The 15709-nt window shown below is 45.2% G+C and carries 16 protein-coding genes; 10 read left to right on the forward strand and 6 right to left on the reverse strand.

Annotated features, from left to right (window positions below; translation table 11 throughout):
• Window positions 1-278: 278 nt before the first annotated feature.
• The 3 genes from truA to upp all read right to left on the reverse strand — a co-directional run bounded on the left by truA (window position 279) and on the right by upp (window position 3398).
• A complete protein-coding gene (gene truA, locus BLU80_RS10470) occupies window positions 279-1028 on the reverse strand; it encodes a tRNA pseudouridine(38-40) synthase TruA (RefSeq protein WP_091397775.1) in 750 nt (249 codons plus the stop codon).
• Between the two features lie 147 nt (window positions 1029-1175).
• A complete protein-coding gene (locus tag BLU80_RS10475; RefSeq protein WP_091397777.1) occupies window positions 1176-2660 on the reverse strand; it encodes a proline and serine-rich protein 1 family protein in 1485 nt (494 codons plus the stop codon).
• 84 nt (window positions 2661-2744) lie between these two features.
• Window positions 2745-3398, reverse strand: a complete 654-nt coding sequence (gene upp / locus BLU80_RS10480; protein ID WP_091397781.1) for a uracil phosphoribosyltransferase — start codon at window positions 3396-3398, stop codon at window positions 2745-2747.
• A 99-nt stretch (window positions 3399-3497) separates the two neighbouring features.
• On the opposite strand from upp, the gene BLU80_RS10485 reads away from it, so the two are divergent.
• From BLU80_RS10485 to BLU80_RS10530, 10 genes are all read left to right on the forward strand, one after another.
• Window positions 3498-4622, forward strand: coding sequence for an anhydro-N-acetylmuramic acid kinase (locus tag BLU80_RS10485; protein WP_244518873.1), 1125 nt, complete (start codon window positions 3498-3500; stop codon window positions 4620-4622).
• Window positions 4623-4695: 73 nt separating this feature from the next.
• Complete coding sequence (locus tag BLU80_RS10490; RefSeq protein WP_091397787.1) at window positions 4696-5736, forward strand: Gfo/Idh/MocA family protein; 1041 nt, start codon at window positions 4696-4698, stop codon at window positions 5734-5736.
• Window positions 5737-5843: 107 nt separating this feature from the next.
• On the forward strand, window positions 5844-6716 hold the full coding sequence (locus tag BLU80_RS10495) for an SDR family NAD(P)-dependent oxidoreductase (protein ID WP_091397791.1): 873 nt from the start codon (window positions 5844-5846) through the stop codon (window positions 6714-6716).
• A gap of 50 nt (window positions 6717-6766) precedes the next feature.
• Window positions 6767-7732 carry a helix-turn-helix domain-containing protein gene (locus BLU80_RS10500; protein WP_091397795.1) on the forward strand — a complete coding sequence of 322 codons (966 nt, stop codon included), beginning with the start codon at window positions 6767-6769 and terminating at the stop codon, window positions 7730-7732.
• Window positions 7733-7842: 110 nt separating this feature from the next.
• Window positions 7843-8901 carry an MBL fold metallo-hydrolase gene (locus BLU80_RS10505; RefSeq protein ID WP_091397799.1) on the forward strand — a complete coding sequence of 353 codons (1059 nt, stop codon included), beginning with the start codon at window positions 7843-7845 and terminating at the stop codon, window positions 8899-8901.
• Window positions 8902-9024: 123 nt separating this feature from the next.
• Window positions 9025-11313, forward strand: coding sequence for a glycoside hydrolase family 84 protein (locus tag BLU80_RS10510; RefSeq protein WP_091397803.1), 2289 nt, complete (start codon window positions 9025-9027; stop codon window positions 11311-11313).
• A 79-nt stretch (window positions 11314-11392) separates the two neighbouring features.
• Window positions 11393-11641 carry a MoaD/ThiS family protein gene (locus BLU80_RS10515; protein ID WP_091397808.1) on the forward strand — a complete coding sequence of 83 codons (249 nt, stop codon included), beginning with the start codon at window positions 11393-11395 and terminating at the stop codon, window positions 11639-11641.
• A 48-nt stretch (window positions 11642-11689) separates the two neighbouring features.
• Window positions 11690-12106 carry a molybdenum cofactor biosynthesis protein MoaE gene (locus BLU80_RS10520; RefSeq protein ID WP_091397812.1) on the forward strand — a complete coding sequence of 139 codons (417 nt, stop codon included), beginning with the start codon at window positions 11690-11692 and terminating at the stop codon, window positions 12104-12106.
• A gap of 18 nt (window positions 12107-12124) precedes the next feature.
• Window positions 12125-12475, forward strand: a complete 351-nt coding sequence (locus BLU80_RS10525) for a DUF7009 family protein (RefSeq protein ID WP_091397815.1) — start codon at window positions 12125-12127, stop codon at window positions 12473-12475.
• A 90-nt stretch (window positions 12476-12565) separates the two neighbouring features.
• Window positions 12566-13483 carry a tetratricopeptide repeat protein gene (locus tag BLU80_RS10530; RefSeq protein WP_139188130.1) on the forward strand — a complete coding sequence of 306 codons (918 nt, stop codon included), beginning with the start codon at window positions 12566-12568 and terminating at the stop codon, window positions 13481-13483.
• Between the two features lie 88 nt (window positions 13484-13571).
• Here the strand turns inward: BLU80_RS10530 and BLU80_RS10535 are convergent, their stop codons facing one another.
• From BLU80_RS10535 to BLU80_RS10545, 3 genes are read right to left on the reverse strand one after another with little or no spacing between them, the layout of a single operon-like run.
• A complete protein-coding gene (locus tag BLU80_RS10535; protein ID WP_091397821.1) occupies window positions 13572-13781 on the reverse strand; it encodes a hypervirulence associated TUDOR domain-containing protein in 210 nt (69 codons plus the stop codon).
• Between the two features lie 28 nt (window positions 13782-13809).
• Window positions 13810-14616, reverse strand: a complete 807-nt coding sequence (locus tag BLU80_RS10540) for a family 1 encapsulin nanocompartment shell protein (RefSeq protein ID WP_091397825.1) — start codon at window positions 14614-14616, stop codon at window positions 13810-13812.
• A 10-nt stretch (window positions 14617-14626) separates the two neighbouring features.
• Complete coding sequence (locus BLU80_RS10545) at window positions 14627-15691, reverse strand: Dyp-type peroxidase (protein WP_091397828.1); 1065 nt, start codon at window positions 15689-15691, stop codon at window positions 14627-14629.
• Window positions 15692-15709 lie beyond the last annotated feature (18 nt).

A 15709-nucleotide genomic window follows, 5' to 3' on the forward strand; every position in this document is an offset into this window, starting at 1 on the left:
TTTTTTTTATTTTTTCTTTTCAGCCCTGTGTTCGCAACTTATTGTAAACCACTTGCTTGCAGAAGAAATTTATGATAAGAGCTGACCGATTCAGTGTTGTCTTTTCCGTTTCGGGATTGCAAAGGTAAGCGCTTTTTTTACTCTACCAAACTTATTTTAAAAGTTTTAAAAAACTATTTTTAAAACATCAATGTTTATCAGCATTACAGAAGAAAAATAATTTTATAATGTAGACAGTTAACATCGTTTTTTCCCCCTGAATAGACACTGAAATTTCCTTATCCGACCGCTGTTAGTTTATACGGATAACGGACCGCCTCCAAAAACAGCCCTTTAGCCGGTGCGGAAAAGTCGGCCTTCGCACAATTTTTCGCTTCAATAATTTCCTTTAACTGGTCTAACGTTATACTTCCCCTGCTTACTTTCAGCATAGTAGCCACAAGCGCTCTTACCATGCCTCTTAAAAACCGGTTGGCTTCCACCGTAAACACCAGCATATCTCCCTCCATAGCCCAGTGTGCCTGCTCAATACGGCATATATAGGTATGTACCTGGGTATTGCGTTTGGAAAAGGAAGTAAAGTCTTCATACCCCATAATAACAGCAGCTGCTTGATTTAACAGGTCTAAATCGAGTTTAAAAGGATAATACCAGCCCCGGTCAATCATAAAGGGGTTCTTATAATTATATATATAGTATTTATATTTTCTGCTTAGGGCATCAAATCTACTGTGCGCCTCCTCCTGCATTAAATATATATTGGTAATAGAAATATCTGCCGGAAGAATCGCATTTAGATTATAAACGTTCTTAGCTGTAATCTGTACATCCGATTCAAAATGGAAAAAGTTCTGTCTTGCATGGACACCTGCGTCAGTCCTGGAAGAGGTCGACAATTCGATTTCCTGCTTGAATAGAATTTTCATGGCCTGCTCCAGCGCTCCTTGTACCGTCGGTACGCTGGGCTGAACCTGAAACCCATTATAACGGGTTCCCATATAAGATAATTCAAGAAAGTATTTTGCCATAACCCTAGTAAGCTGCTTTTATTCTGAATATACGCAAGTTCCCGGCTCTCCAAGCGTCTAGCTGAAAATTGACTGACCCGGGAATGGGTTGCAAAAAAATAGGATACCTTTTTGAGGGGTATCCTATTTCCCTGTTATATTCATTTCTTATTGTAAAATCTGTTGAAAACGCTTTTTAAAATAGCTGTCCAATAGCTGACTTTCCAGTGATGGGAAATTTTGCTTATCGCTTACATGCGAATAAGTATCATGGAATAATGCATATCTGCCCGCATCGGATAAAAACAAACCACCCAGGGTTTTAACCTGACTGGTCGTAACACATTTACCATCAATATACTTGTCCACAATTGCAATCATATCATTGTCATTATTGCGGGCAATCATTTTCTTTTGCATTTTCTGAAAGTCCTTTTCAGAAATCGGGTCACACTGAACGCTGCCAGCTGCGGTCTGAGCCTGGTCTTCCGCAGGTCGTTCTACATCCGCATCAGCCCGCTGTTTTTTACGCTGACTGCCAGTGGCGGATTCTGTACCCGTATCATCTGCCGTTGATTTATCATAAAAAGGATTGTTGACGGCTCCTTTTACTTCAGCATCCTGGTTTTGCTGGTCACTGTTGCCCAGGTCAACAAATCTTTTTTCTTCTCTTTTCTTTTTACGGGCCTCTTTTCTGGCGGCAGCAGCTGCGCTGGCGCCTTCTACATTAAAACTATCCTCTTCGGTATTGGCAAATAAAGCCAGAGACTCCTTTTTTGAAATAGGTGTTGGGGCTACCCCAGTGGTTTTCTGCTCATCGGCTGTTTCAGCAGTAGGGGGTACCAGGATGTCAACGGTATCCGTGGAACGGCTGTTGAACATGACAAAAGTCATGGAAGTCCCTTTCTTGGTACGTTGCTGACCGGCCTTTATGACACCATAAGTCTTAGACAGATCTGAGGCCGAATTTTCAGCAGGCTTCAGATGCTCTTCCGGAACTGCCTGAGCGATGGCTTTACTGTCTTCAACCGGATTATTCCCAAAATCTTCTACCTGTGTAGAGGTTTTTTCTTCTTTATTTGCAAGTGTAGCCTTCGGCGTTTCTTTAGGCAGCGCAAGGGTCGGGTCATTGGCTGCATCCGAGAGCATTGCACTAAAAGCATTATTGCTCGCGGCATCCGCTGCCTTGGCTTTGGTATCTGCTGCCTTGGAGTTAACATCCTTTACGGCATCATCCGCCTTGGCACTGGCCACATCATATTGATCCTCAATAGTCGTCTGGCTGCTAGAGGCGATAAACTCTTTGGACTGCAGATTCAGCAATCCTAAATTACCGTTATCCCCCTGTTGTAAAGAATAGCCCGCATCAGCTCCTTTAACCACACACGTGAAGTTTTGCTCTGGCGTCTGAGCCTGCGGAAATCCGATTCTCAGATCATAGGACCCATCTTTTAATTTAGGTATAATTAAATATCCGATGGAAGAAGAACTATAGACCTTTTTGTTTAATATGACATAAAAAGGTTGTTTCGCCTTAGCCTGAATATAGATAAAGTGATTATTATCAGGATCCTGCGCTTTGGTTTGAGTGGTAAAAACCAGTACAGCCATGCACAGGAAAAGTAGTATCCGTTTGATAAATTGACGCGTCATTTAATAATTATATGATTTCCGAACAAAATTAATAGCTAAAAGCGGTTACATAACAAAACTTATGCTAAAAATTGAATCTTTTGTCTAGTGTTGCAGTTTCTCCCCAAATGCAAGATCACCCGCATCCCCCAGTCCGGGTATTATATATCCATTCTCATCCAGCGTTTCATCAATATCTCCGCACCAGAGATTCAGCTCTTCGCCTATGGCATCTTGCAGATACTCAATACCTTGTCTGCTTGCAATGGCGGCTATAATATAAGTTTTGGCGGGTTTTCCCAGATGCTGCAATGCCACAATGGTTTTGGCCAGCGAAGTGCCGGTAGCCAGCATGGGGTCAGAAATGATTAAAATCCGGTCCTGTATGGAGGGGCTGCTGACATAATCCAGTACAATATCAAAGCCGCCATCTTCCCGGTGCTTTCTATAAGCAGACACAAAGGTATTATCCGCCTTGTCAAAATAATTAAGCACCCCCTGGTGCATCGCCAGTCCGGCCCTTAAAATAGTAGCGATGATGGGTTGCTCTTCTAAAACCTTACTGCCATGTACCCCCAGCGGCGTCTGAACCTCCCGGGTCACCCAGGGCAGTTCTTTACTGATTTCATAGGCTGCCACCTCTCCGATCCTTTCCAGGTTCCGGCGGAACCGTAAACGGTCTGACTGCACCTGAACATCACGTAACTCACTGACCCAATTGGATATAAGGGAATGCTCCTCACTTAGATTTCTTATCATGTTGCTAAGATAATTGATATTTACGAATTACAGTTTTCTTGGCCATAGTTCCTAGTTGACTATCTTTGCCACTTACATAAACAGATTAATAATATATATATGGTTTATAGAGCAATAGGGCTCATGAGCGGGTCTTCTCTGGACGGGTTGGATATGGCGTTTGTCTCCTTTGAAGAAATCAGGGGCAAATGGTCTTTCGACCTCAGACATCAACAATGCGTGGACTATCCTGAAGAACTTAAGGCACAGTTAGCCGCAGCAGCCAGTCTCACACCCAGAGATTTTATCCAGCTTGACCATGACCTGGGTGTCTTTACCGGCACCGCCGTAAAGAATTTTATTGAAGCGCATACCCTGGACCATCAGGTTCAGTTAATTGTAAATCACGGGCATACTATTTTTCATGATCCGGCAAAAGGCATTACCACACAGATTGGCTCCTCAGCTGCCATTGCAGCCATTAATTCTATTAATGTCATCGGTCAGCTCAGAAGTCTGGATGTGGCCCTCGGCGGTCAGGGAGCACCTCTGGTGCCAATGGGAGAAAAACACCTGTTTTCTGACTACAGTTGTTTTTTAAACCTGGGAGGCATTGCAAATATTGCTTTTAATCCCAGTATTCAGGAGCAACAGGATCTGTCGTCCGGAGCTTCGCTCCAGGCATTTGATGTCACAGTCTGCAATCAGGCCCTGAACTACCTGGCTGGTCTTCAGGGACAGGCTTATGATAAAGATGGCCAAACCGCCGCTTCAGGCAAGACGGACACTTCGCTGCTCACGGCCTTAAACAAACTATCTTATTTTGCGAATCCGGCGCCCAAAAGCCTGGCCAATCAATTCTTTACTGAAATTATTCGCCCCATGCTGGATAATGCCCAGCTATCCGTAGCAGACAAATTAAATACAGTGGTAGCACATATTGCCGGACAAATCGCCTATGCGGCCGGAAGTTTTTTACCCAACTGGAACACGGAAGATAAAAAGATATTTATTACAGGCGGAGGCGCACATAATACCTATTTAGTATCCCGTATTGCGGCAGCGCTGGCACCTTATGGCATACAGACCAGTTTACCTGAAAACCCGATTATAGACTTTAAAGAAGCCATTATCATGGGCTTTCTGGGCGTACTCCGCTGGCGGGAAGAGAATACAGTCCTCGCAAATACCGGGGCCTCCAGGCCCAGTATCGGTGGCGCTGTCTGGATTGGCCAGACCTATTAATGACCTTTTTATCCAAATAGCTAAAAAGGTGTTGCACGAGACCTCCCATTAAGGACACATAAACAAGATACCTATGCAGGAAAAAATCTACAATTGGGGCATTTTAGGTCCTGGAAAAATCGCCAAAAAATTTGCGGAAGCCTTACAGCATCCAACAGTCTCCAGGCGTTGTAAGTTATACGGCGTCGCCTCCAGGGATCTGGAGCGGGCGGTGGACTTCGCCGAAACGTTTAAAGCTGAGAAAGCATATGGAGGTTATGAACAATTGATTCAGGATCCGGAGGTAGATATCATCTATATCGCTACACCACATGCTTTTCATTTTGAACTGGCAATGGCCTGCATCCTAAACCATAAACATGTACTGGTGGAAAAGCCCATGTCCTTAAACCGGGAGCAGACTCATTTTTTAGTAGAGAAGGCCATTGAACACAACACCTTTTTAATGGAAGCGCTCTGGACCCGCTTTCTGCCTATGACGGAGTCCATCCTGGACGATATAAAACATAATAAACTAGGCGATATCCGCTTTATCAAATCCGATTTTGGATTCCCGGCCCCCAATGTCCCATCAGGAAGACTCTTTAATCCCAGGCTCGGAGGAGGCTCCATCCTGGACGTTGGTATCTACCCGCTCTTTTTATGTTTATTAATCCTGGGGGATTTTACTGAAGCAGTGATTACCGGAACCTTATCCGATCAGCACATAGATCTGAACTGCCAGGCGGTTTTAAAATACAAGAATGGAGCAACAGCCTTGATTGCCTCCGCTATTGACACCCAACTTCCGATAACCACCGAGATTACCGGAACCAAAGGGCAAATCCGTATCCCATGCCCATGGTATAAAAACGATCATTATTATTTAAAAACAACACAGAACGATCACTCGGAAAAAGTCCAGCTGCCGGCCCATACCAACGGATTTGAATATGAGATCCTTGAAGTCATCGACTGTCTGGATAAAGGTTTAATCCATAGCGCTAAATGGGAAACTGCAGCCAGCATGATACTCGCCGAACAAATGGATAGACTTTTGGAGAAATTAGCTGTTAAACACCCCTATACCTGCCATCCATTTAGTGATCGGCTTAATACTCCACCCCGGATATAGCTACAAATTACCCCAATATGGCTACGTCCGTCTTAACTTGCTGAGTGACCTTTGTGTTCTGATTCAAGCAATCAGGTATTTATAATTTTAAATAAATAGGCAACATCATGACACAAAACCGTCAACAGCAGCAAAAGCAGGATCAGGCGTCCACAAAAAGGCAGCCTAAGACCTGGTTTATCACAGGAAGTTCAAGAGGATTTGGCCGCATCTGGGCGCAGGCGGCCTTGGAAAGGGGCGACAAAGTAGCCGCTACGGCCAGAAATATCCAGGCACTGGCCCACTTAAAAGAAAAATACGGGCAGCAGGTACTGACACTGATCCTGGACGTCACCCAGCCAGACCAGATAAAAGCGGCAGTCAAGGCGGCCTTTGACTATTTCGGGCAGGTGGATATCATCATTAATAATGCCGGCTACGGCCTGGTAGGCACCGTGGAGGAGTCTGATCCAAAAGATATCCGCAGACTCTATGAAACCAATATCATGGGACCCATCCAGGTGATCCAGGAAGTAATGCCTTACCTTCGTAAACAAGGTAGCGGGCATATACTGGGTGTTTCCAGCGGTTTAGGCCACCTGGCTTACCCCCTGATTGGCTATTACTGTTCTTCTAAATGGGCATTTGAAGCCATCCACGAAAGTCTGGCCAAAGAAATCAAGGCCTTTGGCATCAAGGTCACCATTATAGAACCGGGGGCCTACCAAACCGAGTTTGGCAGCCCCGGTTCTATTCAACAAACGACCTTCATGGATATCTATGCCCCGCTCAGGCAGCAGGTCATCACACAGTTATCCACCATGGAACAAGGCAATCCGCATGTCACACCGGCTGCGGTATTTGCCGTAGTAGACAGTCCATTGCCACCACTTCGGATGAATCTAGGCTCGGGCAATTTACCTGAGGTGAAGGCCGCTTATAAAGAGCGCATGGATCTGTGGGAGGAGTGGGCTACTATTTCCAATAGTGTGCAATCGTAAAGGTTGTTCCATAGATAAACAACCTTGGTTTTAAAGAAAATCAGCAATATATGCAAAAAAGCAAACAGCAGCCCGCTTCATACGGCACGTTATCAGAGGCGCTGGCCAGTTCGGGATTTCCTGCGCCCCAGCATCCGCTGATTACCCTGATCAATGCGGTAGATAACCATTATGACGCGGTGCCGCCACCGCATAGGCAGATGTTGAGCTTTTATAAGATCTCCTACCGGATCAATGTCGGTGGCACACTTGCCTATGGCAGAACACGGTTTGATTACCTGGAAGGCGGTTTATTTTTTGCCTCCCCCAGACAAATGATTGGCTCAGATCTCCATACCGAAGAAAACACAGATCTCAGGCAGGCTCCTGAAATGGGCGGCTGTTTAACGGGGCAGATAACCCTATTAATTCATCCGGATTTTCTGATTGGCTACCCGCTGGCTCAGAAAATAAAGCAGTTTAATTTCTTCTCTTACACCGTCAATGAAGCGTTGTTATTATCTGAAAAAGAAAAAGGGATTATCCTGGCTTTACTCAGAAACATAGAAGAGGAGCTAAACCGGCCGCTGGATGAGATCAGTCAGGATATTATCATCTCTCAACTTGAACTATTTTTTAGCTATGCGCAAAGGTTCTACAAGCGGCAATTTATAACGAGAAAAACGCTCAGCAAATCCATTATTGAAAAAATGGACCAGATGCTGAGCCAGTATTTTGATTTTGATAAAGCAAACTCCCTGAATAAGGGCCTTCCTTCTGTCCAATATCTAGCCAGCGAGTTAAACTTATCTTCCGGTTATTTAAGTGACCTGGTTAAAAATACCACGGGGCTCAGTGCACAGGGATATATCCATGAGGTACTCCTTGAAAAAGCCAAGGAACAGTTACTGGCTACAGAACATACCATTAGTGAGATTGCCTACTATTTAGGTTTTGAGCATCCGCAGTCCTTCAGTAAGTTTTTTAAATCAAAGACCCGGCAGTCGCCAATGGCTTTCAGGAATACTTATCATTAAACCAGCGCTCCGATAAAACCGCTTATTTTAGCGAGATTTTCAGCCCTTTTGCTGACTGAATACTTAATTTTGGTGCTTAAGGCTCTATAAAAGGCCTTAGGCACTTTTTTATGATGCTCATCAAACAGTTTGGACAGGCACCGATAGGAAACAGATTAAAAAAACTGCAGGCCTCTGCCCATTACGATACGAAGACCGGTACTTTTTTAAATATCCATGAAACACCTACCCTGACAGAAGGCTATTCCATGAGTCAGGTGATGTACAATTTTCTATTTAAAAAACATCCCCGGGTAAACCCCAGTCAGCCTATCCCCGTGATAAAAACTGATATAACGTCGCTGGATCTGACACAAAACCTGTTAATCTGGTTTGGGCACTCCTCCTATTACTTCCAATTAAACGGGCAGCGCTTCCTGGTAGACCCGGTTTTCAGTGGAAATGCCTCTCCCATACCAGGTTCCAATAAACCCTTTAAGGGAACAAAAATATACAGCGCCCAGGATATGCCGGTTATCGATTATCTCGTCATCACCCATGACCATTATGATCACCTGGACTACCCGACCATCCTGCAACTGCAATCAAAAGTTAAGAAGGTTATCTGCGGCCTTGGTGTAGGCCAGCATTTTCTATACTGGGGCTACGGCCTGCAACAGCTCATAGAATTAGATTGGCACCAAAAATTAAACTTAGCCAACCTGACCGAACTTTATACGGCCCCGGCCCGCCATTTTTCCGGCAGAGGCTTTAAGCGCAATAATACACTTTGGCTCTCCTTTGTGCTGACTACGCCCTCTTTTAAGCTATATCTGGGTGGCGACAGCGGTTATGACAGTCATTTTAAAGAATTGGGCGAGAAGTTCCAGGGATTTGATCTGGTTTTGCTGGATAACGGTCAGTATAATCCCGCCTGGCAGGCCATCCATATGCTGCCTTATGAAACCTTGCAAGCAGCCCATGATCTAAAAACCAAAAGGCTGATGCCCGTACATAACTCCAAATTTAAATTATCAGTGCACCCCTGGGATGAACCTTTACAGACAATCAGCGCTTTAAATGCTGCGGGTAGCCAGCCACTTCCCCTGGTCACTCCCACAATCGGAGAAATTGTATGGCTGGACCAGCCAGACCAACCCTTCCAGCACTGGTGGGAACAGCTGGAATAATGCAGCCCACATTCCGGCCTGCCTTCAAACAGACAGCAGGAACCATTCCAAAAATATCCCTCAGTACTTTCCAGGCAATACAAGACTATACAACATACTTTAAGAAAAAGACATAGACAAAACATGCATAGCAAACCTACTTTTAAATACCGCCGGATATATACGGCCTTCTCCCTTGCAGGTTTTCCGATCAGCATATTGATTCGACTGATGGCATTGACCCTGTTTTTTTTACCCGGGCAGTCTTCTGCCCAGCTAAAAACGCCCCTTGCGTCAACCCACCCACAGGCACCGTTATCCATTTACCCGGTCCCACAACATATACAGTTTAAACAAGACAGCCTCCCCTTTTATGGCATCCGGCTTACCGCTGGTTTAAAGATGACTGGAGAGGATAACATTGTCCCCCTCTTAACCCCTTTTACCGGCAAAACGGGCAAAAGCATCGCTATCCATTTGATCAAACCTGCATCCAAAGCGGTAGAAATCCCCAAGGAAGGCTATACACTTAAGATTACGGCCAGACAAATCCAGATCCGGTATCAAGATCCAAGAGGTGCTTTTTATGGAGTCCAGACACTTACCCAAATCCTGAACCATGCAAAAAGAACCGGTTTTCTGCCATTATTAGACATAATGGATTATCCGGATATACCCCGCAGGGGCATTGTCGAGGGGTTTTACGGTACGCCATGGACTTTTCAGGACCGGGTGGACCAACTCAGGTTTTATGGGAAATGGAAAATCAACACCTATATCTATGGGCCTAAGGATGACATCTACCATTCGTCTCCTAACTGGCGGCTACCTTATCCGAAAGACCAGGCGGCAAGACTAAAAGAGCTGATTCATATCGCCCGGCAAAATGAGGTAGATTTTTACTGGGCTATCCATCCGGGCAAGGATATTCAGTGGAACCAAGCAGACAGTCTGGCCATTATCCATAAGTTGCAAAGTTTGTATGACTTGGGCGTCAGGCATTTTGCTGTTTTTTTTGATGACATTGCCGGTGAGGGGGCTAAAGCACAAAAACAGGCCGGCTTGCTTAATTATATCCAGAACAGTTTTATCAGTCAGCACAGTGATATTGGCCCGCTGATCATGTGCCCCACTGAATACAATAAGCTATGGGCTGACCCAAAACCCAACACCTATCTGGATATCCTGGGCCAGCAACTCGATAAAAGAATCGAGATTATGTGGACAGGCAATTCTGTCATCCATGATATTACAAAAGAAGGGGAGGACTGGGTAAACAATAGGATTGGTCGCAAGGCTTTCGTCTGGTGGAATTTTCCGGTCAACGACTATGTGCGTAACCATCTTTTACTGGGTCCGGTTTATGGTCTGGACAAAGATCTTCCAAAGAACGTCTCTGGATTTGTGGCGAACCCTATGGATAAGGCAGCCGCTTCCAAAGTAGCTATTTTCTCAGTGGCCGACTTTTGCTGGAATACCAAAGCTTACCTGCCGGATGCTTCCTGGCAAAAGGGTATCCAGCAGGTATTGCCAGAAGTCGCTCATTCCTATAAAATCTTTGCACAGAATAATACAGACCCCGGCCCCAGCTATCATCAATACCGCCGCATAGAATCGCCGGCCATACAATCGGTGCTGGACACACTCCTTGCCCGGACGGATCAGTTTACGGAATTTCCAATAAAGCTTACGGACATAGACCTTTCTGCATTAAACGCTGTATGCCAAAGCTTTAGCCCAGCTGTCCAGGATATTTTAATGCACATCAAAGACACTGCCTTGCTTCGTGAGATAAAACCCTGGCTATGGCATTTTGCCAGCCTGGGCAAGGCAGCCACGGCTTTAACCCAGCTATTAAGTGCTCCCGATAGCAAAAAGGCCTTCCCCTATTTTCTGCAATTACAAAAGGCGCGTAACCAACTTATTGCCATTGACCGGCAGTATAACCGTAATCCTTATCAGCCCGGTATCGTCACCGGTGGTCGCCACATACAACCCTGGATAGAAAAATCCTATTATCATTTTGCTGAATTGTTCAAAAAGCAAGGATGGGCAGTGCCGGATGCGGTTGACCAGGCCTCTGGCCGGGTCATCACATCCATACCTGAATTTAAGCAGCTGTCCGTACAAAAGGATGTCGCTGCTGGAAATAAACCTGTGCAAGTACTGAAACTCAGTCCAATTTTGGAAGTATTACGATTTAATCCGGGCGACTACATGGGGATAGCCGTCAAGAGCAATACATCTGTTACAAATCAGGTCATTACAACCCAGCCTTCCCTGGAAAAATCAGGCCTGCAGATAGCCTACAGCAAAGATGGTATATCCTGGCAGGCCGATAGAGACGCCGATACCAAACAGATAAGGCTGATCAATGCGACCGGGCAACCCATTAGCTTTAAATTAGAGCGGTTTGACATTTTGTTGCAGTAAGGATAGGCTGCAGCATAATGCCATATAAAAAGCGGGGGGATTCCTCAAGTTTTTCTAATTTTATCCTTCATAAAAGCGCATGGAAGTAGAAGTAACGGTATTGGCATTTGGCATAGCCCGGGAGATCATGCAGGACGCGCCAAAGACATGGGTGCTTTCTGAGAGCAGCTATGTAGGTACTTTTAGAAAAGCCCTGGAAGCAGCGTTCCCTGCGCTCTGCCTCCTAAAATCCTATATGATTGCTGTCAATCAGCAATATGCGGCAGATGACTTAGTACTCGAGGCCCGGGACGAAATCGCTATTATACCTCCGGTGAGCGGCGGTTAGCCGCAAAGGTAAAAACGCGTGCCGCCTTGATAAAAAAAGAACAACAAAATGATTGATATTCAGATTTTAGATAAGCCATTAATACTTCAGGAGGCCATCCAATCTGTAAGTGCAGCCGGATGTGGCGCACTGATTACCTTCTCAGGTACGGTCCGCAACCAGACAGCAGGCAAAAAAGTATGTCATCTGGAATATGAATGCTACTACCCCATGGCAATTAAAGAGATGGAAGCCATTGCCGGTAAAGTGATAAAAAGTTATGAAATTCAGGCTATTAGCATGCATCACCGGATGGGCAGATTAATACCGGAAGATATTGCTGTTCATATTGCTGTTGGAGCGGCCCACCGGGCGGCGGCCTTCGCCGCCTGCCAATCTGCCATTGATCAATTAAAACAGCGTGTCCCCATCTGGAAAAAGGAAGTATTTGAGGACGGGGCAGTCTGGGTATCGGCGCACGCTTAAATAACACAATTACCAAACATGAAAATAAGAATTCTCGATAACAGTATACGCATCCGGCTCACAAAATCTGAGGTGATATGCCTATATGAACAAGGCAGTATCTCATCCTCCACAGCCTTTGCGTCCGGCACTCTTCTATATCGCGTAGACCGATATGAAGGCCGCAGCCTGAAGGTTGATTTCAGAGACGCGCAGTTGACTATTCAGGTGCCGGCAGCAATGACGCTGGCATTATATAATACCGATCAGGTGGGATTTGAAGATAAAACAGGAACGGTAAGTATTCTTATTGAAAAGGATTTTGTCTGTCTGGATAATAAAACGGAGGACCAGAGCGACCATTATCCCAATCCTAATAAAACCTGTTAAGCCGTTTCTATGATTTCATATGGAAGACCTTGTGGCAGAATTGTCGTATATTTGGAGTAGCATTCCAGATAAACCCTTAAGCGCTGAAATATGAGTCATCCATCCTGCTTATCCCAAAAAGCATTTTCCTGCATTAGTTGCCTGATCCTGCTCTCTCTTATAATGTGCCCAACATTAAGGGCTCAATCTTCTGACGAACAGAACGGGCAACAAAGTTCACTACAGTTCAACTGTCCCATTATAAGTGCGCTGGATCACTGGGTAGCCTTTCCCATGCAAAAAGATAGCGCTTATCCTTTTGGGTATATTTATCTGGACATCCAGGCAGGTGTGACCCTTGAATATGCCGGAAGCTTTAAAATTACAAAAAGCGGAGACTTTGCACTTGTGCCCGGATCCCTGCCTAAGGACGCCGGCGTAAAAATCCGGATGGAACCAGGCCCCAGGTTACTGGCATTTATACCGGGCGGTCAGTTCGGGGCACTGAAGATTCAAAAAGTCCCATCCTGGCGAAAAAATTACGACTACGACAGTTCCAAACCAGAGGTGCTGTACCAGTTGGGTTTTACCTATAACGCCTGGCAACAGTACAACAAAGCCCTTAATTATTTACAGAGAGCGCAACAGTTAAATCCAGACATTCAAGGGCTGAATACAGAGCTGGCATTTGCCTATAATGCGCTGTATCTGTTTGACAGCGCCGAACTGATTCTTAGTAAGGAAATGAAGTTGCACCCAAAAGACGATTATACCACCAAGGAATATATTTATACGGCCAGCCACAACAAACATATTAAGCAGGCTATAGACGCCTTTGAAAACATGTTAAAAATAAAACCCGGTTATAGCTACGCTGCGGAGAGTACTATTAATATTATGGGATTTTATTATCTCCAGAAGGATAAAGCAAATTTTGAAAACTGGTATAACCGGTTTCAGGGGATGCCGAGTAAAAGTAAGGAGGAGCTGAATATGGCCTCCGCCATGCGGGACGCACTCGATAAATAGTCAGGGCTTATTTGACTTTTTTAATCAGAACCAACCGGCCGGTTTGTATCAAAGACCGGGCAATCAATCAATCCATAAAGGGAAGGACTTATATTTTACTAAGCGCCTTCCCTTTATGGGCTGCAATATGATCCGTTTTATCGCTTTTGATTTCATATTGCGGATCCTCAGCACTGCAGTGATGGGTATACCCCTTATAATCAAAGTCTTTTGTATGCACTTTAATAATACGTCCGGTCACATATCCGGCTTCCGAATTCCACTTGACATGGTCTCCCACCTTAAACTTTGCTGCCATAATCCTGCATTTAAAAATCAACCGGCCATTATTTTTGCGGCGGTGCCAGATACACCACCGCTTCAGAAGTATAAAACTGGAAAGTAAAGGATTCCTGAAGGTACAGTTTTACCGTTGTTTCGGTATGGCTCAGATAGCCAATGGACATATCCTGGCCCAAACTTAGCTTAAAATCTCCTCCCCTGGTGGATAACACATAGCCGCCTTTTAAAGAAGGCGCCCAGATAATATCTCCATCCACCAGATCCCGGATATGATGCAATACCGGATACCCTTCATCACTGCCGCCACTGATGGCCACATATGCATCTGCTCCTAATACCAGCATATAAGGGCCATTTACGCCTGCCAGCCTGAGTTCACTTAAGGCATGCGCCACCGCGTCGGAATAGTTTTTAACGCTGTTAGGAAGGCTGACCACTTTATTGCTGCTTCCTTTTTGAATACCCTGGATACCCGCCGCGCTATATCCTTCAAAAATAGCCCGGTCTTCTGCATAGGCTATTTTCTGGGCGGCGTCCTTTAAAGGTTGCCAGTCAGAATCCTCGGCTCCCCTTTCCACATCATCGATGGCGGCCCTGCTTAGTTCAAAAGGTACCCGCAGTTCTACCAGCGGGTTTACCTCACGTATAGCGGCCTGCACTGCTTTATCAGCAGAGGCAATGGATTTAATATGACCGGTGCCTACCGCAGACAAATCAAATCCGGCAGGTCCTGTTACGTCCACTACTTTTCTTCCAGCCAGATAACGCTTTAACGTCCTGGTTGCTTCCTCATTAATCTGCGCCCAGGCTGCCTCAGAGATAGGGGCTAATTTTTGATATAAATTATTCATGTTATATTTTTTATGATTTCAGAGAACCGATACCCAGTGATTGCAATTCTACGACCAGTTCTGTTTTTTTATTATTTAGTACTTCGGATGCATCAACATTCGTATCCCCTAAGGGAGCCGCGCCTGAAAGGGTAAAATCACCCGAAGACATACTGTCCAGCATCTCCAGTGTTGGCACATAAAACAAGGATCCTGTTTTGGCAGTGCTAAAATCCAATAACCGGTCATAATTCCCCGGCGGATCTCCTACAAACATATTGATCAGCATCTTATTGACCGTATCAAAAGTGCTGGCATAGGCAATAAAATAAGTGCCCATCTCATTAGTGGACATATTACCAAAAGGCATGTTATCCCTGATTATTTTCAGATCATCCCCCACATTAGCGAGCGCGGAGTGAGAATTACTGGGCTTCAGTTCATCAGACATCTCCACATCCGAATCCCTGTACCTTCCAAAGACTTTCTCCTGCTCTTCCAGGGGCAAAGCTTTAAAAGCCTGCAGATCATGTATATATTTTTGAACAAATAAATAACTACCTCCTTTATACGCCGGCTCCTGATCTCCTATCAGACCAAAATAGGCTCTTTGGTCTCCCTGAGGATTCTCTGTACCATCTACAAAACCCAAAATGGAGCGTCCATCCCAATATCTGAACCCATGGACTTCTTCCACCGGGTCAGCAACAGCCGATAATATTTTGGAAATTTCAAGAGCCATGTCATAGCAGATACTGCTGTTGAGGGCGCGCAGATGAAAATGCAGGTCGCCCCTGGTAGCTACGGCCGTGTATTTAGCCCCGGCAATTTCTTTAAAATCATTTAATTCCCTGGGAGCCGGATGGGGCAATCCTACAATCTGCCAGGCCATCGGGCCAATCCCCATCACGCAGCTGGCTCCGTTATCCGGGAACCGGATAGCCGCGGAATGATTCAGGTTAATCACTAAAGCACATACCTTTTCAAAGGCGTCTTTTAACTGCTGAGCAGGCAACTGCTTAAAATTCCAGACCGAAAAAATAGTATTGGTTCCGTGATAATCTAATACGTTTTGAGGATGTACGTTGCTAGCCATTGTCTGATTAATCTTTAA

The sequence above is a fragment of the Arachidicoccus rhizosphaerae genome, from assembly GCF_900107765.1.
Classification (GTDB): Bacteria; Bacteroidota; Bacteroidia; order Chitinophagales; family Chitinophagaceae; genus Arachidicoccus; species Arachidicoccus rhizosphaerae.